Origin of the sequence: Streptomyces sp. AC558_RSS880, from assembly GCF_019049255.1 — a bacterium.
In the GTDB taxonomy this organism is placed as follows: Bacteria; Actinomycetota; Actinomycetes; order Streptomycetales; family Streptomycetaceae; genus Streptomyces.
Window position 1 is genome coordinate 230,457 of sequence record NZ_JAGMUJ010000029.1, and the last position, 23,513, is coordinate 253,969.

Annotated in this window: 19 protein-coding genes and 1 riboswitch; of the genes, 9 read left to right on the forward strand and 10 right to left on the reverse strand. The window is 73.6% G+C overall.

From position 1 onward, the window contains the following. Window positions 1–29 precede the first annotated feature (29 nt). Window positions 30–485 carry a DUF6299 family protein gene (locus KUM38_RS11175; RefSeq protein ID WP_217129157.1) on the forward strand — a complete coding sequence of 152 codons (456 nt, stop codon included), beginning with the start codon at window positions 30–32 and terminating at the stop codon, window positions 483–485. A 14-nt stretch (window positions 486–499) separates the two neighbouring features. Here the strand turns inward: KUM38_RS11175 and KUM38_RS11180 are convergent, their stop codons facing one another. Beyond that, entirely contained in the window at window positions 500–1,558 is a 1,059-nt protein-coding gene (locus tag KUM38_RS11180; protein WP_217129158.1) for a helix-turn-helix domain-containing protein, read from the reverse strand. A 373-nt stretch (window positions 1,559–1,931) separates the two neighbouring features. On the opposite strand from KUM38_RS11180, the gene KUM38_RS11185 reads away from it, so the two are divergent. After that, complete coding sequence (locus tag KUM38_RS11185) at window positions 1,932–3,977, forward strand: flotillin family protein (RefSeq protein ID WP_217129159.1); 2,046 nt, start codon at window positions 1,932–1,934, stop codon at window positions 3,975–3,977. A 68-nt stretch (window positions 3,978–4,045) separates the two neighbouring features. After that, window positions 4,046–9,019 (forward strand): DNA repair ATPase, encoded by a 4,974-nt coding sequence (locus tag KUM38_RS11190; RefSeq protein ID WP_217129160.1) that lies wholly within the window; start codon window positions 4,046–4,048, stop codon window positions 9,017–9,019. A gap of 40 nt (window positions 9,020–9,059) precedes the next feature. On the opposite strand, the gene KUM38_RS11195 is transcribed toward KUM38_RS11190, so the two are convergent. Genes KUM38_RS11195 through KUM38_RS11210 form a run of 4 tightly spaced genes read right to left on the reverse strand, consistent with a single transcriptional unit; the run spans window position 9,060 to window position 11,778 of the window. Next, window positions 9,060–9,923 (reverse strand): energy-coupling factor ABC transporter ATP-binding protein, encoded by an 864-nt coding sequence (locus KUM38_RS11195; protein WP_217129161.1) that lies wholly within the window; start codon window positions 9,921–9,923, stop codon window positions 9,060–9,062. Then, window positions 9,920–10,669, reverse strand: a complete 750-nt coding sequence (cbiQ, locus tag KUM38_RS11200; protein WP_217129162.1) for a cobalt ECF transporter T component CbiQ — start codon at window positions 10,667–10,669, stop codon at window positions 9,920–9,922. Before cbiQ ends, KUM38_RS11195 begins: the two co-directional genes overlap by 4 nt. 6 nt (window positions 10,670–10,675) lie before the next feature. Further along, the gene (locus KUM38_RS11205; RefSeq protein ID WP_254396986.1) at window positions 10,676–11,062 is read right to left on the reverse strand and encodes an energy-coupling factor ABC transporter substrate-binding protein; all 387 of its coding nucleotides are present in this window, start codon (window positions 11,060–11,062) and stop codon (window positions 10,676–10,678) included. After that, window positions 11,059–11,778: an energy-coupling factor ABC transporter permease gene (locus KUM38_RS11210; RefSeq protein WP_217129163.1), complete on the reverse strand. Its 720-nt coding sequence runs from the start codon at window positions 11,776–11,778 to the stop codon at window positions 11,059–11,061. Before KUM38_RS11210 ends, KUM38_RS11205 begins: the two co-directional genes overlap by 4 nt. Before the next feature lie 29 nt (window positions 11,779–11,807). Then, window positions 11,808–11,991, reverse strand: a riboswitch (cobalamin riboswitch). Between the two features lie 202 nt (window positions 11,992–12,193). On the opposite strand from KUM38_RS11210, the gene KUM38_RS11215 reads away from it, so the two are divergent. The 5 genes from KUM38_RS11215 to KUM38_RS11235 all read left to right on the forward strand — a co-directional run bounded on the left by KUM38_RS11215 (window position 12,194) and on the right by KUM38_RS11235 (window position 17,444). After that, on the forward strand, window positions 12,194–13,783 hold the full coding sequence (locus KUM38_RS11215; RefSeq protein WP_217129164.1) for an ABC transporter substrate-binding protein: 1,590 nt from the start codon (window positions 12,194–12,196) through the stop codon (window positions 13,781–13,783). A gap of 20 nt (window positions 13,784–13,803) precedes the next feature. Next, complete coding sequence (locus KUM38_RS11220; RefSeq protein ID WP_217129286.1) at window positions 13,804–14,772, forward strand: ABC transporter permease; 969 nt, start codon at window positions 13,804–13,806, stop codon at window positions 14,770–14,772. Between the two features lie 95 nt (window positions 14,773–14,867). Next, window positions 14,868–15,755, forward strand: coding sequence for an ABC transporter permease (locus KUM38_RS11225; RefSeq protein ID WP_217129287.1), 888 nt, complete (start codon window positions 14,868–14,870; stop codon window positions 15,753–15,755). After that, window positions 15,752–16,729 carry an ABC transporter ATP-binding protein gene (locus KUM38_RS11230; protein ID WP_217129165.1) on the forward strand — a complete coding sequence of 326 codons (978 nt, stop codon included), beginning with the start codon at window positions 15,752–15,754 and terminating at the stop codon, window positions 16,727–16,729. The genes KUM38_RS11225 and KUM38_RS11230 overlap by 4 nt, the downstream gene beginning before the upstream one ends. Further along, on the forward strand, window positions 16,722–17,444 hold the full coding sequence (locus tag KUM38_RS11235; RefSeq protein ID WP_217129166.1) for an ABC transporter ATP-binding protein: 723 nt from the start codon (window positions 16,722–16,724) through the stop codon (window positions 17,442–17,444). Before KUM38_RS11230 ends, KUM38_RS11235 begins: the two co-directional genes overlap by 8 nt. On the opposite strand, the gene KUM38_RS11240 is transcribed toward KUM38_RS11235, so the two are convergent. Continuing rightward, window positions 17,386–17,718 (reverse strand): hypothetical protein, encoded by a 333-nt coding sequence (locus tag KUM38_RS11240; RefSeq protein WP_217129167.1) that lies wholly within the window; start codon window positions 17,716–17,718, stop codon window positions 17,386–17,388. The two genes, KUM38_RS11235 and KUM38_RS11240, sit on opposite strands and share 59 nt — an antisense overlap. An 88-nt stretch (window positions 17,719–17,806) precedes the next feature. Here KUM38_RS11240 and KUM38_RS11245 point away from each other — a divergent pair, with 88 nt between their 5' ends. Next, entirely contained in the window at window positions 17,807–18,421 is a 615-nt protein-coding gene (locus KUM38_RS11245) for a TetR/AcrR family transcriptional regulator (RefSeq protein WP_217129168.1), read from the forward strand. On the opposite strand, the gene KUM38_RS11250 is transcribed toward KUM38_RS11245, so the two are convergent. The 4 genes from KUM38_RS11250 to KUM38_RS11265 all read right to left on the reverse strand — a co-directional run bounded on the left by KUM38_RS11250 (window position 18,367) and on the right by KUM38_RS11265 (window position 23,384). Next, window positions 18,367–19,104, reverse strand: coding sequence for a cyclopropane-fatty-acyl-phospholipid synthase family protein (locus KUM38_RS11250; protein ID WP_217129169.1), 738 nt, complete (start codon window positions 19,102–19,104; stop codon window positions 18,367–18,369). The genes KUM38_RS11245 and KUM38_RS11250 overlap by 55 nt on opposite strands. A 79-nt stretch (window positions 19,105–19,183) precedes the next feature. Beyond that, window positions 19,184–19,867, reverse strand: coding sequence for a response regulator transcription factor (locus KUM38_RS11255; protein WP_217129170.1), 684 nt, complete (start codon window positions 19,865–19,867; stop codon window positions 19,184–19,186). After that, the gene (locus KUM38_RS11260; RefSeq protein ID WP_217129171.1) at window positions 19,864–21,063 is read right to left on the reverse strand and encodes a sensor histidine kinase; all 1,200 of its coding nucleotides are present in this window, start codon (window positions 21,061–21,063) and stop codon (window positions 19,864–19,866) included. Before KUM38_RS11260 ends, KUM38_RS11255 begins: the two co-directional genes overlap by 4 nt. 104 nt (window positions 21,064–21,167) lie before the next feature. Further along, a complete protein-coding gene (locus KUM38_RS11265) occupies window positions 21,168–23,384 on the reverse strand; it encodes an MMPL family transporter (RefSeq protein WP_217129172.1) in 2,217 nt (738 codons plus the stop codon). Window positions 23,385–23,513: the final 129 nt, after the last annotated feature.

The following is a 23,513-nucleotide window of genomic DNA, read 5'->3' on the forward strand; positions in this document are numbered from 1 at the left end:
CTTGTTCCGCTCATTTCGGGAGGTTCCCCATGTCCGTACGTCCCGTCCTCGGCGCCGCGGCCGGTTCCGCGCTGCTGCTGCTCGGTTTTGCCGCGGCGGCCCCCTCGCCGGCGTCGGCCGCCCACTCCGCCCCCTCCGCCCCCTCGGAGTCCGTGACGGTGGACGCGGAGGGCCGGATGGCCGACGGTGCCGTCACCCTCTCCGGTACCTACCGCTGCCGCGGCGGCGACGGACCGGTCTTCGTCAGCTCCTCGGTCGGCCGGTCCTCGTCCGACCCCCACTACTCCGGCGGCGACGGCACCCGCGCGGTGTGTGACGGCGAGGAGCACCGCTGGGAGAACACCGAAACCGTGCCCAAGAACGCCCTCGAGGCGGGCCGGGCCCACGTCGAGGCCACCCTCGTGGAGCTGCGCCCCGGCGGCGTCCTCCTGCTGCCCGCCGTCCACGCGGTCGGGCACCGGGACATCACCCTGGTCGAGGACTGACCCGGACGCCCCCCTCACGACTCGTCGGCGGGCCAGTCCAACAGGCGTGCGCCGATCACCGCCGTCTGGAGCATGTAACGGTGGGACGGGTCCGACGGGTTGGCGCCGGTGAGCTTGTGGATGCGCTCCAGGCGGTAGGTCAGCGCGCGCACGCTCAGCGAGAGCCGCCGGGCCGCCTCCGCGGCGACACAGCCGGAGTCGAAGTACGCGGTGAGCGTGTCCAGGAGGGGCACGGCACCGCCGCGGGCCGTGGTCAGCGGCCCCAGGGTGTTGTGCACCAGGTCGGCCATCGCCTGGCGGTCGCGGGCCAGTACGGGATAGACGAGCAGGTCGGCGGCGCGCAGCACCGGATCGTCGAGCCCCAGCCGCTCGGCTATCTCCAGTGAGCTGAGGGCCTCCTCGTAGGACTGGACGACACCGCCCGGACCCGGCTGCGGGCGGCCGATGGCGACCTGGCCGCCGTCGGTGGCGGCGTGCGCCTGCTTCGCGAAGTACGTGAGCACCTCCCCCTGGTGCCCGGGCGCGACGCACAGCAGCCGTCCGTCCTTGGTGGTGAGCAGGATGCTGCGGTCACCGAACCGGGAGATCAGGGCGCGCTCCACCTGCCGCGGCACCGGGTCGCCCTCGTCGTAGGCGACCGCGCCCCGGGCGACGGCGACCGCGTGCTCGTGGGACAGCCGCAGCCCGAAGCGCTCGGCGCGTTCCGCCAGCCGTCCCAGATCGCTGCGACCGTAGAGCAGGTCGTCGATGAACTCCCGGCGCGCCGCCTCCTCCTGACGCACCGCCATCCGCTGAGCCCGCTCGTACCCCTCGGCGAACGCGTCCACGACCTGTTGTACGGCCACGAGCGCGCTGTCGGCCGAGTCCGCCCCGCGCGGCCACGCCCCGCGGGCGCCGGACAGATGCGCGTTGACGAGGGACCGCAGACCGAAGCCCGCCTCCGCGGCCCGTTCCCCCAGGGCCCGCCGGGAGGCGATCTCGTCCCGGGTGAGGCGTCTGCCCGTGGCCGCGACCTCGGTCAGAATGCGGGCATAGCCTTCGAGATACTCCTCCGGGACCTTCCGTTCCGTCACGCCTTCCCCCCGATTCCTGACGCTTCCCTGACGCGCCGGTTGTGTCACACCGGCATCAAGACCCTAATGAACATTGCCGGGTTCCGGCAATGTGCGAGTCCGTCCCGAGCGGGCAGCATGGTCCGCGGGGAGCACCGCGGATGGTTCCGGTGCCGGGCACCGGCAGGTGCCCGGGCCGGGACCCGGAGGGGAGCGGTGCTGCCCCCCGACGTGAGCGGTGCGCAAGAGGGCGCGCCGGGTGCGGACGGCATCCGTCCGCGCCCGGCGCAGAACCGCGGCGGCCGCTGCGCCGTCTCCTCCTCCACCGGACCTTCACCCGCCTCACCCACGAGGCACCGCTCGACCTACTTTCCAGTCCAGGAGGACGTGTCCCATGGATGCCGCCACCGTGGGCATCGCCGTACTCGTCGGCGTCGCCCTGCTGCTCGTGCTCATCGGCCTGCTCGTCGTCTCCAAACTGTTCCGCAAGGTGGAGCAGGGCAAGGCACTGATCGTCTCCAAGACCCGCAGGGTCGACGTGACCTTCACCGGGTCGGTCGTGCTGCCGGTGCTGCACAAGGCCGAGGTGATGGACATCTCGGTGAAGACCATCGAGATCACCCGGGCCGGCAAGGAAGGCCTGATCTGCCGGGACAACATCCGCGCGGACATCCGCATCACGTTCTTCGTCAAGGTCAACAAGACCGTAGACGACGTCATCAAGGTCGCCCAGGCCGTCGGCACCGCGCGGGCCAGCGACCGCAACACGCTCCAGGAGCTGTTCCACGCCAAGTTCTCCGAGGCGCTGAAGACCGTCGGCAAGCAGCTGGACTTCACCGACCTCTACACCAAGCGCGAGGAACTGCGGTACCGGATCATCGAGGTCATCGGCGTCGACCTGAACGGCTACCACCTCGAGGACGCGGCGATCGACTACCTGGAGCAGACGCCGCTGACCCAGCTCGACCCGGGCAACGTCCTCGACGCGCAGGGCATCCGCAAGATCACCGAGCTGACGGCCGTGGAGCACGTCCGCACCAACGAGGCCCAGCGCAACGAGCAGAAGGAGATCACCCGGCAGGACGTCGACGCGCGCGAGGCGATCCTGGAACTGGAGCGCCGGCAGGCCGACGCCGAGATCAAGCAGAAGCGGGAGATCGAGACCGTACGGGCCCGCGAGGAGGCCGAGACCGCGCGGGTGGTGGAGGAGGAGCGGCTGCGGGCGCAGAGCGCCTTCCTGCGCACCGAGGAGCAACTCGGCGTGCAGCGCGAGAACCAGGCCCGTGAGGTCGCCGTCGCCGCCAAGAACCGCGAGCGGGTCATCGCCGTGGAGAGCGAGCGCATCGAGAAGGACCGCCTCCTGGAGGTCATCGCCCGCGAGCGGGAGACCCAGCTGACCAGGATCGCCGCCGACAAGGAGGTCGAGGCGGAGAAGCGGGAGATCGCCGAGGTCGTCCGGGAGCGGGTCGCGGTGGACCGTACGGTCGCCGAGCAGGAGGAGTCGATCAAGAAGCTGCGGGCCGTGGAGGAGGCGGAGCGGCAGCGGCAGGCCGTGATCATCGCCGCGGAGGCCGAGGCGCAGGAGAAGCTGGTCAAGGACATCAAGGCCGCCGAGGCCGCCGAGCAGGCCGCCACGCACCGCGCCGCCGAGGAACTCACCCTCGCCGAGGCCCGGTTGAAGACCGCCGACCTCGACGCACGGGCCAAGCTGCGGCTGGCCGAGGGCGTCCAGGCGGAGTCCGCGGCCGAGGGGCTGGCCGTCGTCCAGGTCCGCGACAAGGAGGCCGACGTCATCGAGAAGGCGGGCCGCGCGGAGGCCGAGGCCACCGGGGCCCGGCTGCGCGCCGAGGCCGAGGGCGCGCGGGCCAAGGCCCTCGCCGACGCGGAGGCCATCGGCAGCAGGCTGCGGGCGGAGGCGGCCGGCCTCACCGAGAAGGCGGCGGCGATGGCAGCCCTCGACGAGGCGTCCCGCGGCCACGAGGAGTACCGGCTGCGACTGGAGGCCGAGAAGGACATCCGGCTCGCCGGACTGGACGTGCAGCGGCAGGTCGCCGAGGCACAGGCCACCGTCCTCGCCACCGGACTGGAGAACGCGGACATCAACATCGTCGGCGGGGAGTCGGTGTTCTTCGACCGCCTCATCTCCTCGATAGCGCTCGGCAAGGGCGTGGACGGCTTCGTCAAGAACTCCGAGACCGCGCAGGTCCTCGCCGGGCCCTGGCTGGACGGCTCGGCGAGCTTCACCGACGACCTGAGCCGGATCCTCGGCTCCGTCTCCACCGCCGACGTGCAGAACCTCACGGTGTCCGCGCTGCTGATGCGGCTGATGCAGCAGGGCGGTGAGAACACCGGACGGTTCAGGGAACTGATCGAGAAGGCCGGTGAGCTGGGCCTCTCGGACACACCGCTGGCCGCGCCGAACGGCCGCACCGGGGCCTGACCACCCTCCGGCCGGGAGCCGCCGCACAGGGGACGGCGGCTCCCGGCCGCACCTTCCGAGAGGCAGCCATGACCACCGGCACCCACGAGCCCACGAACACGGCCCCGCGCGAGACCCCCGACGCGGGCGACCACCGCACCGCGGCCCACCCGGCGGTCGACGGCGGCGCCTACCAGGTGCTGCGCGACCGCCTCGCCGACCGGGCCGCCGAACTCGCCCGCCGCGCGGAGGCGTTGAACCACCGCCGGGCCGAGGAGTTCGGCGCCCCGGAACTGCGCCTCACCGGCACCGAGCGGCTGCGCACCGACCGCACCGCCGTACCCCGCGACATCGTCGCCGTCGGGAACGTCCTGCTCTTCGGCTACGACACCCGGCCCCGTCCGGAGACCGACACCGCGGTGGGCGACGTCCTCGCCCCGCACGACCGCGAGCTGAACCGGCTCCCCGACGACGCCGTGCCCGGACTCCTCGACGACCCCGGCTTCGTGCGCGAGTTCGCCGCCCTGCACCGCTACTACCGCCAGGCGCGCCTGCTGCGGCTGCGCCGGGTCGACGGCAAGCTGCTCGCCGTCTTCCAGACCGGGGAGAAGGCCGGCGACATCCGCGTCCTGCGTTGGACGATCCCGGAGGACGGCCGCTCGGCGGTCTTCCTGGACGCGCGCGGCGACCGCGACCACGCCCGCACCCCGCCCGCCGGCATCGACTGGACGCCCACCACCCGCGAGGACCACGTCCTCGGCCGCCACCCGCACGTCTCCGTCCGGGGCGAGGTCTTCGTCGACACCCTCGGCGGCACCCTCACCGTCAAGACCGACAACGACACCGCCACCCCCGACGGCATCCACAGCGAACCGGTCGACGAGCCCCTGCAGTCCCTCGCCGACGCCGAGATCGCGCACGCCCGCGTCGGCCCCCTGATCCTGCTGCGCGTCCTGCCGTACAAGGAGACCGCCCACCGTCACCTGGTCTTCAACACCCTCACCCGGTCCGTCGTCCGCCTCGACGGCATCGGACAGGGCTGCCGCCGGCTCCCCGACGACCAGGGCATCGTCTTCCCCGGCGGCTACTGCCTCGCCACCGGCCCGCACAAGACGTACGAACTCGACACGGACGGCATGGAGTTCGCCCACGAGGTGCGCTCGCCGCACGGCGAGGACGTGCTGTACGTCTTCCACGCGCCCGGACGCGGGCGCGCGCTGCTGCTGTCGTACAACCTCATCCGCGAGGCGGTCGCCACCCCGATGGCCTGCCACGGCTGGGCGCTGTTCGACGACGGACTCCTCGCCCTGCTGCGCCCCGACGGCGACGAACCCGCCCGCGTCCACCCCGTGCAGCTGTGGCACTCGCCCTACGTCTCCGACACCCACGCCGCCGCACAGCCCGTCGGCGAGGGCCCGCTGGCCCGGGTCGGCAACGCCGACCTCGTACGCGGCATCTCCGACTGCCTGTCCCTGGCCCGCTCCGTCACCGAGACCACCCCCACCACCGAGGTGTACACCGCCCTGGTGGCCGCCTGCGTCCGCGCACTGGACGCCCACCACTGGCTGGGCGACACCGAACTCGGCGATCTGCGCACGCCGTTGGAACAGATGCGGGCCACCTCCGACCAGGTGCTGGCCGAGTTCGAGACCGTGCGCGACCTCACCGTCCGGGCCGCCGACGCGCTCGACGAGGCGGCGGACCGGATCGCCTCCGTGGTGCGCCGGCTGCGCGGCGAGCAGCCGCGCGAGGCCGCCGCCTGGGTCACCGGACTGACCGAACTCCGCCACGCCCAGGGCCATCTGCTGACCCTGAAGGACATGCGGTACGCGGACCACGCCCGCATCGACGCGCTGGCCGACGGGGCCGGGGCCGACCTCGCCTCCTTCGGGCAGCGCGCGATCGCCTTCCTGGCCCGCGAGGACGCCTTCGCCGCCCACCACGCGGACGTCGAACGGCTGGTCGCCGACGCCGGGTCGATCACCACCACCGCCGAAGCGGCCCCGGTCGCCACCCGCCTGGACGAGCTCGCCGACGGGCTGGGCACGGTGACCGAGGTGGTCGCCGGGCTCGACATCGCCGACACCACCGTCCGCACGGCCGTCCTGGAGCGGGTCGCCGAGGCGATGGGAGGCGTCAACCGCGCCCGCGCCACCCTCGACGCCCGCCGCCGGTCGCTCCTCGACCGTGAGGCGCGTGCCGGTTTCGCCGCCGAACTCGCCCTGCTCGGCCAGACGGTCACCGGCGCCCTCGCGGCGGCCCGCACTCCGGAGGCCTGCGACGAACAACTGACGCGGGTACTGGCCCGGTTGGAAGCCCTGGAGTCCCGGTTCGCCGAGTTCGACGACGTCCTCGGCGAGCTCGCCGACCGGCGCACCGAGATCCACGAGGCGTTCTCCGCCCGCAAGCAGAGCCTGTCCGACGCCCGGGCCCGCCGCGCCGAGCAGCTCGCGTCCGCCGCCGTCCGCGTACTGGAGACGGTCACGCGACGTTCCGCCGCGCTCCCCGACGCCGACGCGGTGAGCACCTACTTCGCCTCCGACCCACTGGTCACCAAGGTCCGCCGCACCGCCGACGAACTGCGCGAACTCGGCGACCGCGTCCGGGCCGAGGAACTCGACGGCCGGCTGCGCTCCGCCCGGCAGGAGGCCGCCCGCGCCCTGCGCGACCGCACCGACCTCTACGCGGACGGCGGACGCGCCCTCCGGCTGGGCGGCCACCGGTTCGCCGTCTCCACCCAGCCCTTCGACCTCACCGTCGTCCCGCACGGCGACGGCCTCGCGCTCGCCCTCACCGGCACCGACTACCGCGCCCCCGTCACCGACCCCGCCCTCCTCGCCGACCGCCCGCTCCGGAACCGGCACCTGCCGTCCGAGTCGCCCGAGGTCTACCGCGCCGAGCACCTCGCCGCCCGCCTGCTGCACGAGCCCGGCCCCGACGCCCTGACCGGCACGGACGACCTCGCCGCCCTGGTCCGCCGGGCCGCCGAGGAGGCGTACGACGAGGGGTACGAGCGGGGCGTCCACGACCACGACGCCACCGCGATCCTCACCGTCCTCCTGCCCCTGTACGACGGCGCGGGCCCGCTGCGCCACGAGCCCGCCGCCCGCGCCCACGCCCTGCTGTACTGGACGCACGGCACCACGGCACAGGAGCGCGCCGACCTCACCCGCCGCGCCCGCTCCCTGGCCCGCGTCCGCGACGTCTTCGGCCCCCCGCCCGCCCTGGACGCGCTGCGCACGGAACTCGCGGGGGCCGTACGCGCCTGGGACGAGGACGCCACCGCCCGCCCGGAGGCCTGCGCCGCGTACCTCTTCGACGAACTGACCACCGGTCCCGAGGGCTTCGTCCTCAGCGCCCGTACCCGCACGCTCCTCGACACGTTCCGCCGCGAGGTCACCATCGAGGCCTACGACGACGACCTCCCGGCCCTCGCCGGCCTCACCGCCCGCCGCCAACTGGTCGAGGCCTGGCTGACCGCGTACGCCGCGACCACCGGCGAACAGATGACCGCCGGCGACCTCGCGGAGGCCGTGGCCGCCGAACTCTGCCCGGACACACCCCGCCACACCTCCGACGCACCCCTGACCGTCACCGTGGACGGCCTGCTCGGCACCCACCCCCGGATCACCGACCGCCGCCTCACCCTCCGCCTGGACGAGTTCCTCGCCCGCACCGAGGAGTTCAGGGAGCGTGACGCACCCGCCTTCCGCGCCTTCCAGCGCCGCCGCACCGCCCTGGTGACCGCCGAGCGCACCCGGCTGCGCCTGGACGACCACCGGCCGCGCGTGATGTCGTCGTTCGTCCGCAACCGGCTGGTCGACGAGGTCTACCTCCCGCTGGTCGGCGACAGCCTCGCCAAACAGCTCGGCACCACGGGGGAGTCGGGCCGCACCGGCACCGGCGGCCTGCTGCTGCTCGTCTCCCCGCCCGGCTACGGCAAGACGACCCTCATGGAGTACGTCGCCGACCGCCTCGGCCTGGTCCTGGTGAAGGTCAGCGGTCCGGCCCTCGGTCACGCGGTCACCTCGCTCGACCCGGCCGAGGCGCCGAACGCCACCGCCCGCCAGGAGATCGAGAAGATCAACTTCGCGCTGGCCGCCGGCAACAACACCCTCCTGTACCTCGACGACATCCAGCACACCTCGCCCGAACTGCTGCAGAAGTTCATCCCGTTGTGCGACGCCACGCGCCGGATGGAGGGCGTGTGGGAGGGTGAGCCGCGCACCTACGACCTGCGCGGGAAGCGGTTCGCCGTCTGCATGGCCGGCAACCCCTACACCGAGTCCGGTGACGCCTTCCGGGTTCCGGACATGCTGGCCAACCGCGCCGACGTGTGGAACCTCGGTGACGTCCTCACCGGCAAGGAGGACGTCTTCGCGCTCAGCTTCGTGGAGAACGCCCTCACCGCCAACCCGGTGCTCGCCCCGCTCGCCGGCCGCGACCGTACCGACCTGGACCTGCTGATCCGCCTCGCCGGGAACGACCCCACCGCCCGCGCCGACCGCCTCACCCATCCCTACGCCCCCACCGAACTGGACCGCGTCCTGGCGGTGTTGCGCCACCTGCTCACCGCACGCCGCACGGTCCTCGCCGTCAACGCGGCGTACATCGCCTCCGCCGCCCGGTCCGACGACGCCCGCACCGAGCCGCCGTTCCGGCTCCAGGGCTCCTACCGCAACATGAACAAGATCGCCCAGCGGATCCAGCCCGTCATGAACGACACCGAGCTGGCCGCCGTCATCGACGACCACTACACGGCCGAGGCCCAGACCCTCACCACGGGCGCCGAGGCGAACCTCCTCAAACTCGCCGAACTGCGCGGCACGCTCACCGCCGAACAGGCGGCCCGCTGGACCGCGGTGAAGTCCGCCCACGTCCGCACCCTGACCCTGGGCGCCCCCGACCAGGACGCCCTGTCCCGAGCGGTGGCGGCGCTCGCCCTCCTCGCCGACCGCATCACCGCGGTCGAGTCGGCCATCACCCGCGCCGCCGACCCACGCCGTCCGCCGGCCGGCCCGGGGTCCCGACACGCGGCCCGGCGGCCCCCGGAGGACACCTGAGACGCCGCCCGCGCCCGGGTGATCGCGCCGGTGACGCCCCTCACGGGACGTGCGCGTCACCGCCGGTGACGGACGCGGTCACCAGGGCCGCCAGTTCCTCCGGGGAGCGGGGGCCGACGGCCGAGCCGGTCACCAGCCCCTGCGCCCGGAGCAGCCGCCCGACCGCCACCCCCCACGGCAGCCGCAGCCCCGCCGCCGCGAGGAGGTCCGTGCGGGCCAGCACGTCGGCCGCCGGACCGGTGTGCGCGCCCGACGGGGTGAGCAGGGCCGCGTCGTCGGCCCAGCGCAGGGCGAGGTCCACGTCGTGGGTGGCCATGACGACCGTCGTGCCGTTCTCGCGCAGGCCGTCGAGGGTGGCGAGCAGGCGTTCCTGGCCGTCGGGGTCCAGGCCCGCCGTCGGCTCGTCCAGGATCAGCACGCGGGGCCGCATGGCGACCGCGCCCGCGATCGCCGTCCGCTTGCGCTGCCCGTAGGACAGCAGGTGCGTGGGACGGTCGGCGAGGGCGGTGATGTCCAGCGCGGCGAGTGACTCCGCCACCCGGGCGCGCACCTCCGTGTCGGACAGGCCGAGGTTGAGCGGCCCGAACGACACGTCCTGGCCGACCGACGCCGCGAACAACTGGTCGTCGGGGTCCTGCACCACCAGCTGCACGGTGGTGCGCAGCGCCGTCAGGCCTGTGCGGTCGTAGCGCACCGGCCGTCCCTCGACGGTCAACTCGCCGTCGTCAGGACGAAGTCCGCCGCTCAGCAGCCGCATCAGCGTCGTCTTGCCGCTGCCGTTGCGTCCCAGCAGCGCCAGCGCGCGTCCCTCGCGCACCTCGAAGTCCAGGCCGCCGAGCACGGGCGGGCCGTCCTCGTACGCGAACGACGCGCCCCGCAGGGCCAGCAGCACGGACTCGCTCACGGCAGTCGCCTTTCCAGTACGAGGGTGAGGACGGCCAGCGCCGCAAGGAGCGCCACGCTCGCGACCATGAACCGGACGGAGACACGGGCCTCGGGCACCAGCACGCGCAGGGTGCCGTCGTAGCCGCGTCCGGCGAGCCCGGTCTGCAGCCGCGCCGCCCGGTCGAAGGACCGGACGAACGCGGTCGCGCCGAGCCCGCCCAGCGAACGCCACGTCGCCGCCCGGGTGGTGTGCCCGAGCCGGGCCGCCTGCGCCTGGTGGACGCGGCGCACCGAGTCCAGCAGCAGGAAGCTCATCCGGTACGTCACCAGCGCCACGTCCACGAGCGGGGCCGGCACCCCGGCCCGCACCAGGCGCGGCAGCAGGTCGGACATCGGTGTGGTGAAAGCGAACAGCAGCACGCCCAGCGAGGCCGCCGACGTGCGCAGCAGCAACTCCCCGGCGCGCAGCGGCCCGTCCTCGGCCCAGGACACGAACCCGCCCGGCCCGCCCACCCGCACCAGCAGGGGCAGCGCCCCGGTGACGCAGAAACCCAGCGGCACCCGGTACGCCCGCCACAGCCGTCGGCCCGGCACCCCCGCCGGGCCGAGCAGCACCGCGAGCGCCGCCACCAGCACCAGGGCCGCGCCCGGCCAGGGCGGCAGCGAGATCGCGAGCACGGTGAGGCCCAGTCCCAGCACGGCCTTGTCCACGGGATGACGGCGGCGCCAGCGACTGCCGTGCGCCGCCGCGTCGATCGGCAGCATGCGCCGTCAGACCCGTCGTCGTTCGGAAACGGCCTCGGCGTCCGTGTCCGCGTCCGTGTCCGCGTTCGTTTCCGCCCGCAGCCGCTCCAGCGCCCGCGCCTCCCCCTGCCGCCGCCCGCGCCGCACCCCGAAGTAGTACGCGAGGACGCCCGCGCCGAGTGCCGCCTGGAGGGCGAACAGCGCCGACTCGATCTCGCCGGACGGCGGTTCGTACAGCGGCGAGAACCAGGGCTCGTAGTCCGGGTCGAGCTCGGTGATCGCCGTCTCCGCCTCGGCGTCCGCGCCGGCGAAGGGCTCCTCCTTGTGGTCGCCGAGCCCGAACACCAACGGGATCACGGCGAGCGCGGCCACCAGCACCAGCAGCAGCGTGTTGATCTTCGCGTTGCGGCTCATCGGACCACCGCCTCCGCCGAGTCGGACGACTTCGCCGTCTTCCGCCCGGCCACCGACGTCACCAGCACCCCGAGCCGCGTCAGCTCCCCCTTGCTCGACTGCACCAGCATGCGCATCACCAGCACCGTCAGCAGCCCCTCGCTCACCGCGAGCGGGATCTGCGTCACGGCGAAGATGGAGCCGAACTTGCCCAGCGCGCCCAGGAAGCCGCTGCCCGGGTCGGGGAAGGCGAGCGCCAGCTGCACGCTCGTCACGCAGTACGTCGACAGGTCGGCGACGAACGCGCCGGAGAACACCGCCACCATCAGCGGCACGTCGTACCGGCGCAGCAGCCGGTAGATCCCGTACCCGGCCCAGGGGCCGACGACCGCCATCGAGAAGACGTTGGCGCCCAGCGTGGTCAGCCCGCCGTGGGCGAGCAGCAGCGCCTGGAACAGCAGGGTGATGGTGCCCAGCACCGCCATGACCGGCGGCCGGAACAGGATCGCGCCCAGACCCGTGCCGGTGGGGTGGGAGCAACTCCCCGTGACGGACGGCAGTTTCAGCGCGGACAGGACGAACGTGAACGCTCCCGACGCGCCGAGGAGCAGCGTGCTCTCGGGATGCTCCCTGACGTCGCGGACGAGCGACCGGGCTCCGTGGACGACGAACGGCGCCGACGCGACGCCCCAGGCGACCGCGTGCGCCGGTGGCAGAAAACCCTCGGCTATGTGCATGGCTCAGCAGACCCTCTCCAGCACCTCGTGGATGGTTGACGCGCCTTGGCCGGTCTCCTGGCTGACGGGTACCACCGCCCGTGCTCCGCCTTCCCGGGTCCCGAAGGACCCAGTGGCTGCCCGTGAGGGCCGGAGCCGGACTTCCCGATCACAGTGGCGAGGGCCGCACCGGTATCGCACCGATTTCCCGTCACCAAGGCGTGGTGACAGTAGTGCCCGTTCCGGTCCGGTGACAAGCGGCCACAGGGGGCGCGCGCCCGGCGCCCGGCGGCTCGCACACCGGCGCGCACCTGCGCACTTGACACGAGCGGCGCCGCCCGCCGGGGCGGGGGAGTGAGGGGCCGACGTCCTGGGCAGTACCTTGCTGCAATTAATATGCAACAACGATTTCCAGGCATCAGGAATGTGAGGTTCGATGACGACCCGACGAATGCGGGGTGCCGCCGCCGCGCTCGCGATGGCCGGTGCGGTCGCCGCCTGCTCGGCGCCGGGCGACGGCGGCGCGGACGGCGGGGCGTCCGCCGATTCCGTCGTGATCGGGGTCCCGTCCGAACCGGACACCCTCAGCCCCCTGCTCGGCTACGGCAAGGACGGCAACTCCAAGATCTTCGACGGACTCCTCGCCCGCGACGCCGACATGAAGCTGAAGCCCGCCCTGGCGAAGGCGCTCCCCGAGATCACCGACGGCGGCCGCACCTACACGTACACCCTGCGCGACGGCGTGAAGTTCAGCGACGGCGAGCCGCTCACCGCCGACGACGTGGTGTTCACGTACCGCACCGTCCTGGACGACAGGACCAACAACACCGCCAAGAGCGAACTGGACGCCGTCAAGCAGGTCCGGGCGGACGGCGACGACAAGGTCGTCTTCACCCTGGACTACCCCTACGCGGCCTTCGCCGCCCGCACGGTGCTGCCCATCGTCCCCGAGCACATAGCGGGCGAACAGGACCCCAACACCGGCTCCTTCAACACCGAGCCGATCGGCACCGGCCCGTACGTCCTCACCGGCTGGAGCAAGGGCGAAAAGCTCACCTTCAAGGCCAATCCGGACTACTGGGGCGGCGCCCCGAAGGTGAAAAAGCTCACCATGGCGATCATCGCCGACGACGACGTCCGCGCCACCCGGCTGCGCTCCGGCGACCTCGACGGCGCGACCCTCCCGCCCAACCTCGCCGCCACCTTCAAGAGCGACGACGGCAAGAAGACGTACCGGGCGACGTCGTACGACTTCCGCGCCGTCACCCTCCCCACCGGCAACCCGGTCGCCGGCGACACCGCGATCCGCCGCGCCCTGGACCTGGCCGTGGACCGCGCGACCATGGTCGACAAGATCCTCGACGGCGCCGGCCGCCCCGCCTACGGCCCGCTGCCCCTCGACGACCCCTGGTTCGCCGAGGACGTCGAACGCCCCCAGGACCTCGGCAAGGCCAGGAGCATCCTCGACGAGGCCGGCTGGAAGCCCGGCGAGGACGGCATCCGCGCCAAGGACGGCCGCCCCGCCCGCTTCACCCTCTACTACCCCTCCGGCGACAAGGTCCGCCAGGACCACGCCCTCGCCTACGCCTCCGACGCCAAGAAGGCCGGCGTCGACGTCGAGGTCGAGAGCGCCACCTGGGAGGTCATCGAACCCCGGATGAAGCACGACGCCGTCCTCGCCGGCTTCGGCAGCACCGGCGACCCCGACTTCGGCCTCTACACCCTGCTGCACTCCTCCCTCGCCGGCGACGGCTTCAACAACATGGCCCTCTACGACAACCCGGCCGTCGACGAGGCCCTCGACACCGGCCGCCGCGGCCAGGACCCCGAGGACCGCGAGGCCGCCTACGACACCCTCCAGCGCGAACTGGTGAAGAACCCCGGCTACACCTTCCTCACCCACATCGACCACATGTACGTCCTCGCCGACCGCTGGAAGGACCTCACCACCCAGACCGAACCGCACGAGCACGGCTTCGCCAGCGGCCCCTGGTGGAACGTCGAGGACTGGCAGCCCGGCGCATGACCTCCCTCCCCTGGGGAGAGATGACCCGGCTCACGGCACGGCGGGCCCTGTTCGCCGTGCCCATGCTGCTCGTCGTCACCTTCGGCGTGTTCGCCGTCGCCGCCGCCTCCCCCTTCGACCCCGTCAAGGCGTACGCCGGCACCGCCGCGCTCGGCGCCGACCAGGAGACCCTGGACCGGCTGCGCGAGAACCTCGGCGTGGACCGGCCGTTCACCGCCCGCTGGTGGGACTGGCTGACCTCCGCGTTCGGCGGCGACCTCGGCCAGTCCACCGTCATGCGCCAGCCCGTCGCCGAGGTCATCGGCGAACGCCTGGTCTGGTCGGCCCTGCTGTGCGCCGTCGCGTTCGCCGTCGCCGTCCTGCTCGGCACCGTGCTCGGCGTGCTCGCCGCCCGCCGCCCCGGCTCGCTCCTCGACCGCGCGGTCACCTCCCTCGCGTACGCCCTGGAGGCCGCCCCGGTCTTCTGGATCGCCCTGCTCGCCGTCTGGCTGTTCGCCCTCGAGCTGGACGTCCTCCCGGCCGGCGGCCTCACCGACACCGGCAGCGAACAGGTCACCTTCGGCCAGGTCACGAGCCACCTGATCCTGCCCGCCGGCGTCCTCGCCGTCTCCCAGCTGCCCTGGTTCACGCTCTACGTCCGTCAGGGCGTCGGCGACGCCCTCGCGGAGGACCCCGTGCGCGGCGCCCGCGCCCGCGGCCTGAGCGAACGCACCGTCCTGCTCGGCCACGCCCTGCGCTCCGGACTGCTGCCCGTCCTCACCCTGATCGGCTCCCGCGTCCCCGAACTCATCACCGGCGCCCTGCTGGTGGAGACCGTGTTCAGCTGGCCGGGCATCGCCGCGGCCACCGTGGAGGCGGCCACCTCCGTCGACTTCCCGCTGCTGGCCGCGCTGACCACCCTCGCCACCGCCGCCGTCCTCGCCGGAAACCTCCTCGCCGACCTGCTCTACGGACTGATCGACCCGAGGGTGAAGCTGAATGAGATGTGACCCCCATGGACGTGACCCCCATGGACGTGACCCCCATGGACGTGACCCCCATGGACGTGCCCCCCACGGACGTGCCCCCCACGGATGTGACTCCCATGGCTGCTGACACCACCGCTGTGACGAAGACGGTGTGGCGCGCGCACGGCACCGCCCGCCGCTCCACCCACACCCTCCGCCTGCGCGTCTCCGCGGCCCTGGTCGCCGTGACCGTCCTCGCGGTGCTCCTCGTACCGCCGCTGGTCCGGCTCGACCAGCAGGCCGTCGACCTCGCCGCCAAACTCCTGCCGCCGTCCTGGTCCCACCCCTTCGGCACCGACGACGTGGGCCGCGACCTGCTGCTGCGCTGCGTGTACGGGCTCAGGGTCTCCCTGCTCGTGGGAGTGGTGGCCGCGCTCGCCGCCACCGTGATCGGCACCGCCGTCGGCGCCGCCGCCGGCGCGCTCGGCGGCTGGACCGACCGCGCGGTCATGCGCCTGGTCGACACCTTCTCCTCCGTACCGCACCTGCTGCTCGGCGTCTTCATCGTCGCCATGTTCCGGCCGGGCGTCTGGCCGGTGGTGATCTCCGTCGGCCTCACCCACTGGCTGTCCACCGCCCGTATCGTCCGCGCCGAGGTCCTCTCGCTGCGCTCCCGCCCGTACATCGACGCGGCCGTCTCCGGCGGCGCCTCCCGGTGGCGGGTCGTCGTACGGCACCTGCTGCCCGGCGTGCTGCCCCAGGCCGGCCTCGCCGCCGTCCTGATGGTGCCGCACGCCATGTGGCACGAGTCGGCCCTGTCCTTCCTCGGCCTCGGCCTGCCCGCCCACACCGCCAGCCTCGGCACCCTCATCCAGGACGCCCGCGGCTCCCTGCTCGCCGGACAGTGGTGGCCGACCCTCTTCCCCGGCCTGTTCCTGATCATCCCCACCCTCGCCATCGCCGGCCTCGCCGGTGTCTGGCGGGAGCGGATCAACCCCCGCCGCCGATCGGAGCTGGCCCTGTGACCGAGCGATCCCCCGTGCTGTCGGTGCGCGGCCTTTCCGTACGCTTCCTGCTGCCGGGCGGCCGCCGTGTCGCCGCCGTCACCGACGCCCGCTTCGACGTGGCGCCCGGCGAATGCCTCGCCCTGATCGGTGAGAGCGGCTGCGGCAAGTCCGTCCTCGCCTCCGCCCTCCTCGGCCTGCTCCCCGCCAACGCGCAGACGGCGGGCCACGCCCACCTCGGCGACCTGGACCTGCTGACCGCCGACGAACGCACCCTCGCCCGCACCGTGCGGGGCCGTCGCATCGGCCTCATCCCGCAGAGCCCCGCCGCCCACCTCACCCCGGTACGCACCATCCGCTCCCAGATGGAGGAGACGGTCGCCCAGCTCACCGGCGTCCGGGGCCGCGCGGCCCTGCGCGCGGCGGCCGAACGGGCCGCCGGACGGGCCGGGTTCCCGCCGGACCACCTCGACCGCCACCCGCACGAACTCTCCGGCGGCCTGGCCCAGCGCGCCGCCACCGCCCTCGCCCTGATCGGTGACGCACCCCTGCTCCTCGCCGACGAACCCACCACAGGGCTGGACCGCGACCTGGTGGACCGCACCGCCGACGAACTGCGCCGCCACGTCGACGCCGACGGCGGCCGGGCCCTGCTGATGATCACCCACGATCTCGCGGCGGCGGAACGCATCGCCGACCGGGTCGCGGTCATGTACGCGGGCCGCATCGTCGAACTCGCCGACGCGACCGCCTTCTTCGGCGCGCCCGGCCCCCGCCACCCCTACAGCCGGGGCCTCCTGGACGCCCTCCCCGACCGGGCCTTCACCCCCATCCCCGGCATGCCCCCCGAACTCGGTGACCTCCCCGACGGCTGCGCCTTCGCCGCCCGCTGCGACCGGGCCACCGACGCCTGCACGGCGCTCCCGCCCTTCACCGGGTCGATCGCCTGCCACCACCCGGCCCCGGCACCCACCCCCGAGGACATCCGTGCTTGAACTGCGCGCCATCACCGCCGGTTACGACCGTCGCGCCCCCGTCGTCCGGGACGCGACCCTCACCGTCGCTCCGGGCGAGTCGGTCGGCCTGCTCGGCCCCAGCGGCTGCGGCAAGTCCACCCTGGCGAGGGTCGCCGCCCTCCTGCACCGTCCGGACTCCGGGGAAGTCGTCCTCGACGGCACCCCCGTACGCCACTGGCGCCACCGCGCCCCGCGCGAGCTGCGCACCACCGTCGGCGTCGTCTTCCAGCAGCCCCGCCTCTCCGCCGACCCCCGCCTGAGCCTCACCGACCTGATCGCGGAGCCCCTGCGCGCCACGGGCCGCCGCTCGTCCGTCCCCGACCGGGTGGCCGAACTCGCCGGAACCGTCGGCCTGACCCCCGACCTGCTCACCCGCCGCCCCCACGAGGTCAGCGACGGCCAGCTCCAACGCGCGTGCCTGGCCCGCGCGCTGGTGCTCCGCCCCCGCTGGCTGATCTGCGACGAGATGACCGCGATGCTGGACGCGTCGACCACGGCCGCGCTGGTCGGGGTCGTCGAGGACTACCGCGCCTCGACGGGCGCGGGCCTGCTGGCCGTGGGCCACGACCGGACCCTCCTGAACCGCTGGTGCGACCGCACGGCCGACTGGGAGACGGTGGCGACGCCACCCGCGATCACCCCGTCTCCGCGTGCGAGGCGCGCGGCGGATTGGGGCGCCCCAGCGCGGAGTTGAGCCGGTAGGCGCCGCCGAGCCCGTGGAAGACCGCCATGGCCAGCGCTCCGGTGAGGAGACCGACGGCACCCGTGAGCGGATGGGCCGGGAGGCCGGCCCCGTACCCGAACGCACCCGCCAGCGCGAGGCCGAACGTTCCGGCCACGGCGTTGCGCAGCGGGTCGTTGCCCCACACGTTCGGGAACTCCTCGCCGGTCACGCCCTTGACGAAGTGCGGAACCGCGTTCGCGCCCATGAGCCCGGCGAGCGCGGACAGAAGGAACACGTGCCCCATGACGAACCACCCCGATTCAGTCAACGTCCGTAGACTGAAAACGGTAGACGAGCGCGGCAGGGTCGGTCAACAGATGTAGACTGGGATCATGACGTCCCGCCCCACCGGCCGAGCCGAGCAGCGTCGGCGCACCGAGACCCGCATCCTGGACGCCGCGCGACGACTGTTCGCCGAGGTCGGTTACGACCGGGCCACCATCCGGGCCGTCGCGGCGGCGGCGGACACCGATCCGGGGCTGGTGATGCGTTACTTCGGGTCGAAGGACAAGCTGTTCGCCCGGGTGTCGGGGTTCGAGCGGGAGGAGCCGGTGACCGGCCCTCCGGAGCGGGCCGCCGAACAGCTGCTGGCGGCGCTCGAGCAGAAGCTCGCCGAGGAACCCACCGACGCGCTGGCCGCCATCCGGTCGATGTTCACCCACCCCGACGCGGCCGGTGACGTCCGTGCCGCCATGGTGTCCCGGCAGCGGCAGGCCGCACGGCATCTCGTCGACGACGAGGCGGAGCTACGCGCCGGACTCATCGGCGCGCTCACCATCGGCACCGTGATCGGACGCCACCTGCTCCACCTGGACGGCCTGCGCGACGCTCCCCCCGAGCGCGTCACCGCGCTGCTGCGCCGCGCCTTCCACGACATCGCCTGCGGTCCGGTTCAGCCGGACGTGGGGCGCAGCACCAGGCAGACGAAGCCGAGAACGTCCCGGTAGACGCGCAGCCAGCCGTCGCGGTGGGCGGAGGCCGTCGCCAGGGCCTGCGCGCTGCCCGGATCGTCCGGGTGGTCCAGGGCCCACGAGGCCAGCGATCCCGTCCACGCCCATTCGTAGTCGTCGAGCTCCCGGCGTGAGCTGATGTGCCCGTGGACCGGGGTCCAGCCGTCGGCGACGACGCGGTCCAGGGTGGTCGGCAGATCACTGAGGTCGCCGAGCATCTCGACGGCCTCGGAAGAGGGCTCCCGCGCCCAGAACCCGTCGCCGATCAGGACGCGTCCGCCGGGAGCCAGGTGTGCGCGAGCCGCCGCGAGGGTGGCGAGCAGACCGCCGAAGGCGTGCGTGGCCCCGACGCTGATCACCAGATCGAACGTGGGGGAGGCCGCGAAGTCCCCGGCGTCCCCGTGATGGAGCACGAGGCGCTCCTGAACCCCGCGCACACGCGCCGCCTCCCGGGCGCGCTCCAGCGAGTCCGCGGAGATGTCGACGCCCTCGGCCCGCAGTCCCGGATGCCCGGCCAGCGCACGCAGCAGCCACTCCCCGCCGCCGCAGCCGAGGTCGAGCACCCGCGCGCCGTCGCGCGGGACACCACGTTCCAGCAGCCGCCGCACCGAGTCGTCGTCGAGCGGGGCCGCGATCGGGTGATCGGCATGGGCAAGCAGGGAGATCTGTTCACGACGCACCGCCGGAGCCTGACACGGACGGGGCCTCGACGCACCTGCTTTTCGGCCGGGTCCCGTGGTGCGGGGAAAGCCGGGCCGGTCAGCCGTCCCCGTGTGCGCGCGGCCGCACCAGGCCGCTCTGGTAGGCGATCACGACGAGCTGGGCCCGGTCGCGGGCGTGCAGCTTGGTCATGGCGCGCTGGACGTGGCTGCGCACCGTCAGCGGGCTGACGACGAGGTGGTCGGCGATCTCGGCGTTGGACTTGCCGTGCGCGGCCAGCGCCATGACCTCGCGCTCGCGTTCGGTGAGGGCGGTGAGGCGTTCGGGCGGGGCGAGCGGTGTGTCGTCGTCGGGGGTGGCCAGGAAGCGGGTGATGAGGGTCCGGGTCGCCGTGGGGGAGAGCAGGGAGTCACCGGCGGCCACGGTGCGGATGCCGGCGAGCAGGACGTCCGGGCCGACGTCCTTGCCGAGGAAGCCGCTGGCACCGGCCCGCAGGGCCCTGGCGACGTTCTGGTCGTTCTCGAAGGTGGTGAGGATCAGCACCCGGGTGGCGGCGAGTTCCGGCCGGGAGCAGATGTCGGCGGTGGCGGCCAGGCCGTCGGTGCCGGGCATACGGATGTCCATGAGGACCACGTCGGGCGTGTGGAGGCGGGCGAGGTCGACCGCCTCCCGTCCGTCGGTGGCCTCCGCGACGACGGTCAGGCCGGGGTCGGAGTCGATGAGGATGCGGAAGGTGGCCCGCAACAGGGCCTGGTCGTCGGCGAGCAGGACGCGGATGGTCATGGGGCGGTGCCTTCGTCGTGGCCGTGCAGGGGAAGGGTGCAGGCGACCTCGAAGCCGCCCTCCGGCCGGGGCCCCGCGCGGAAGGTGCCGCCCGCGGCGAGGGCCCGTTCGCGCATGCCGAGGAGCCCGAAGCCGTGGCCGGAGGTGGGCCCGGGCCCGGGCCGGGGCACGGGACCGGCGGTGTCGTTGGTGATCGTCAGGGTGAGGAAGTGGGGGGTGTGGGCGAGCCGCACCCGCGCGGTGCGGGTGGCCGCGTGCTTGGTGACGTTGGTGAGGGCCTCCTGGACGATCCGGTACGCCGTCAGGTCGAGCCCCGGCGCGAGCGGCCGCGCCCGCCCCTCCTCGGTGACGGTGACGTCCAGGCCGGCCGTCGCGCAGGCGGCCACCAGGCCGGGCAGCTGCGCCAGGCCGGGCGCGGGCGCCAGCCCGTCGTCGGTGTCGGTGTCCTGGCGCAGCAGTCCGACGGTGGCCTTGAGTTCGCGCAGGGCCGCCGCGGTGGTCCCCGTGAGCTTGTCCAGGATCTCGTACGCCTTCTCCGGATCGGCCCGTGCGAGGTGGGCGGCGGTGCCCGCCTGGGCGTTGGCCAGGGCGAGGTGGTGGGCGACGACGTCGTGGAGTTCGCGGGCGATGCGCATGCGCTCCTGGACGACGCGGTGGCGGGCCTCCTCCTCGCGCTCGCGGGCGATGTGCTCGGTCCTGGCGGCGGCGTACTCGCGGCGGACCCGCACATAGCCGCCGAGCGCCGCGGACAGCGGCACCCAGGCCGCCGGATTGACCAGGCCGATGATCCACTGGTCCCGCAGTTCGCCGTGGAACAGACCGGAGGCGACCATGAGCGCGGTGACCGCCAGCGCGCTGTACCAGGCCGTCCGGCGCTCGGCGCGCAGGCTGACCGAGTACTGCGCGACCATGAGCGGGCCCATGTTCATGGCCGTCACGAGGTGCCCCAGAGCGGCCAGGGCGACCATGCCCAGCGCGGTCACCGCCAGCACCGGAAGGGGGTGGGTGCGGCGTCCGGGCAGCACCGCGCAGGTGAGTGCGGACAGGGTGACGGCGGGCCACAGCGGGGGCGGTCCCGGCATCACCGACGAGGACAGGAGACAGCCGGAGACGGCGACCGCGAACAGCGACACGAGGAGGACGGCCTCGGTGGTCCGGGGGCGGCTCGTCGCCCGGCTTCGCCAAGGTGTGCTCATCGTGCGTTCTCCGGGTCGGGCCTGCGGGGACATCGTGGCACGTGACGGACGGGGCCGCGCGGCCGTGGGACACGACCGCGCGGCCCGCCGGGAGCGGGCCCGGATCAGGTACGGACCGGTTCCCGGGCGGGGTGGCCCTCACCTGCGGGCGCGGACCGCCCGGTGAGCCCCGTGCCCTCGACGTCGACGCGGGGCAGCAGCCCGTCGAGCCGGCGGGGCAGCCACCACGCCTTGTCCCCGAGCAGGGCCAGGACGGCGGGCACGAACGCCATGCGGACGACGAACGCGTCGAACAGCACGGCGACGGCGAGACCGAAACCGATCGTCTTGATCATGGACTCGCCGGACCCGACGAACCCGGAGAACACCGCGATCATGATCACCGCGGCGGCGACGACCACCCGGGCGCTGTGCCGGAACCCGCTGACGACCGCCTGCGCCGGCCGCTCGCCGTGGACGTACGCCTCCCGCATGCGGGAGACCAGGAAGACCTCGTAGTCCATGGCCAGGCCGAAGACGATGCCCACCAGGAAGACCGGCATCAGGCTCATGATCGGCCCGGTCTGCTCGACGCCCAGCAGTCCCGCGCCCCAGCCCCACTGGAAGACCGCCACGACCGCGCCCAGCGACGCCAGCACCGACAGCAGGAACCCGACGGCGGCCTTGACCGGCACCAGCACGGAACGGAACACCAGCATCAGCAGCAGGAGGGAGAGGACCACGATGACGGACAGGTACGGCACGAGGGCGTCCTGCAGGGCCTGCGCGACGTCGATGTTCATCGCCGTGCTGCCGGTGACCTCGAAGGTCGCGCCCGTCTCGTCCTCCAGGCCGCCGCGCTCTCCCCGGATGGTCTGCACGAGGTCCTTGGTGCGCTCGTCGTTCGGCGCGGTGGCGGGGACCGCCGAGAACAGCGCGGTGTCGCCCTCGGCGTTGAACCGGGGCAGCGAGACGGACACGACACCGTCCGTGTCCCGGATCGCGTCGGCGACGGTGGTCGCGGCGGCCTCGGGATCGGACGCTCCCTTGACGTCGGCGACGACCGTCAGCGGGCCGTTGAAGCCCGGTCCGAAGCCCTCGGCGAGCGCGTCGTAGGCACGCCGCTCCGTCGTCGAGACCGGCTTCGCCTCGGCGCCCGGCATGCCCAGTTGCAGGTCGGTGGCCGGCAGGGCGAGTACACCCAGCCCGGCCACGCAGGCCAGCAGCACCGCCACCGGGCGGCGCAGCACGAACCGGGCCCAGCGGGAGCCGCCGCCTCCCGCGCCGTCGGTGTGCCGGACGGCGGCGACGCCGCGCCCGCGGGCCTTGCGCGACAGGACGGCGTTCGGCCACATTCCCAGCAGGGCGGGCACCAGGGTCAGCGCGACCAGCACGCCGACGACGACCGCGCCCGCGGCGCTCAGACCCATCTTCGTCAGCATCGGCACGCCGACCACGGACAGTCCGGCCAGCGCGATGACGACCGTGAGACCGGCGAAGACCACCGCGGAGCCGGCCGTACCGACCGCGAGGCCCGCCGCCTCCCGCGGTTCGTGCCCGTTCTCCCGCTCCTCCCGGTAGCGGGAGACCACGAACAGGGCGTAGTCGATGCCGACCGCGAGACCGAGCATCGAGGCGAGCGTTCCGGTGGTCATGGACAGTCCCAGGGCGCTGCCGAGGGCCAGGATCGCCCCCATGCTGATCCCCACCCCGACGACGGCGGTGAGCAGGGGCAGCCCGGCCGCGGCGAGGGAGCCGAACGTGATCAGCAGGACGACGGCGGCGAGACCGACGCCGACGGCCTCGGCCGCGCCCCCGGCGGCCGGCTGCGAGGAGAGCGCGCTGCCGCCGACCTCCACGGTGAGACCGGAGTCGCGGGCCTCGTCGACGGCCGTCTCCAGCGCGGTCCGTCCGGCCTCGGTGAGGTCGCCGGACGAGACCTCGTAGGTCACGGTGGCGTAGGCGGTGGAGGCGTCCTCGCTCACCGCGTTCGCCGCGAAGGGGCTCACGGCGCTCGCGACCTGCGGCCCGTCGCCGGCCGTGGCCACGAACGCGTCGATGGCGGCGCGGTGGCCGGCGGCGGTCACCTTCTCCCCGTCGGGGGCGATGAACACGATCCGCGCGTCGGCGCCGTCGGCGTCCGAACCCGGGAAGCGCTCCCCGATGAGGTCGAAGGCCCGCTGCGCCTCGATGCCGGGCATGAAGGACGTGCCGTCGTCACCGGCGGCGGGCGCCGTGGCGGCGCCGGCCCCGGCGGTGCCGAGGATCACCGCCCACAGCAGTGTCACGAGCCATCGCCGCCGGAAGGCGCCGCGGCCGATGCGATACAGGAAGGTAGCCACAGGTCAGGGATCTCCGCGTTCGGTCTTGGGTTCCCTCCAAGACTCGCGGGCGGAGCCCCGCACGGCGTCGTGCGCCTGCCGTCACTTTCCCCTGGTGCGCTCGCACGAGACGGGGCGCCGTCCTCTCCT

Bases quoted from the DNA above. Each gene is read 5' to 3' on its own strand.
- KUM38_RS11255 (WP_217129170.1), bottom strand. From the start codon at position 19,867: ATGACCATCCGCGTCCTGCTCGCCGACGACCAGGCCCTGTTGCGGGCC.
- KUM38_RS11225 (WP_217129287.1), top strand. From the start codon at position 14,868: ATGGCTGCTGACACCACCGCTGTGACGAAGACGGTGTGGCGCGCGCAC.
- KUM38_RS11205 (WP_254396986.1), bottom strand. From the start codon at position 11,062: ATGAGCCGCAACGCGAAGATCAACACGCTGCTGCTGGTGCTGGTGGCC.
- KUM38_RS11220 (WP_217129286.1), top strand. From the start codon at position 13,804: ATGACCCGGCTCACGGCACGGCGGGCCCTGTTCGCCGTGCCCATGCTG.
- KUM38_RS11240 (WP_217129167.1), bottom strand. From the start codon at position 17,718: ATGGGGCACGTGTTCCTTCTGTCCGCGCTCGCCGGGCTCATGGGCGCG.
- KUM38_RS11245 (WP_217129168.1), top strand. From the start codon at position 17,807: ATGACGTCCCGCCCCACCGGCCGAGCCGAGCAGCGTCGGCGCACCGAG.
- KUM38_RS11215 (WP_217129164.1), top strand. From the start codon at position 12,194: ATGACGACCCGACGAATGCGGGGTGCCGCCGCCGCGCTCGCGATGGCC.
- KUM38_RS11185 (WP_217129159.1), top strand. From the start codon at position 1,932: ATGGATGCCGCCACCGTGGGCATCGCCGTACTCGTCGGCGTCGCCCTG.
- KUM38_RS11210 (WP_217129163.1), bottom strand. From the start codon at position 11,778: ATGCACATAGCCGAGGGTTTTCTGCCACCGGCGCACGCGGTCGCCTGG.
- cbiQ (WP_217129162.1), bottom strand. From the start codon at position 10,669: ATGCTGCCGATCGACGCGGCGGCGCACGGCAGTCGCTGGCGCCGCCGT.
- KUM38_RS11260 (WP_217129171.1), bottom strand. From the start codon at position 21,063: ATGAGCACACCTTGGCGAAGCCGGGCGACGAGCCGCCCCCGGACCACC.
- KUM38_RS11175 (WP_217129157.1), top strand. From the start codon at position 30: ATGTCCGTACGTCCCGTCCTCGGCGCCGCGGCCGGTTCCGCGCTGCTG.
- KUM38_RS11190 (WP_217129160.1), top strand. From the start codon at position 4,046: ATGACCACCGGCACCCACGAGCCCACGAACACGGCCCCGCGCGAGACC.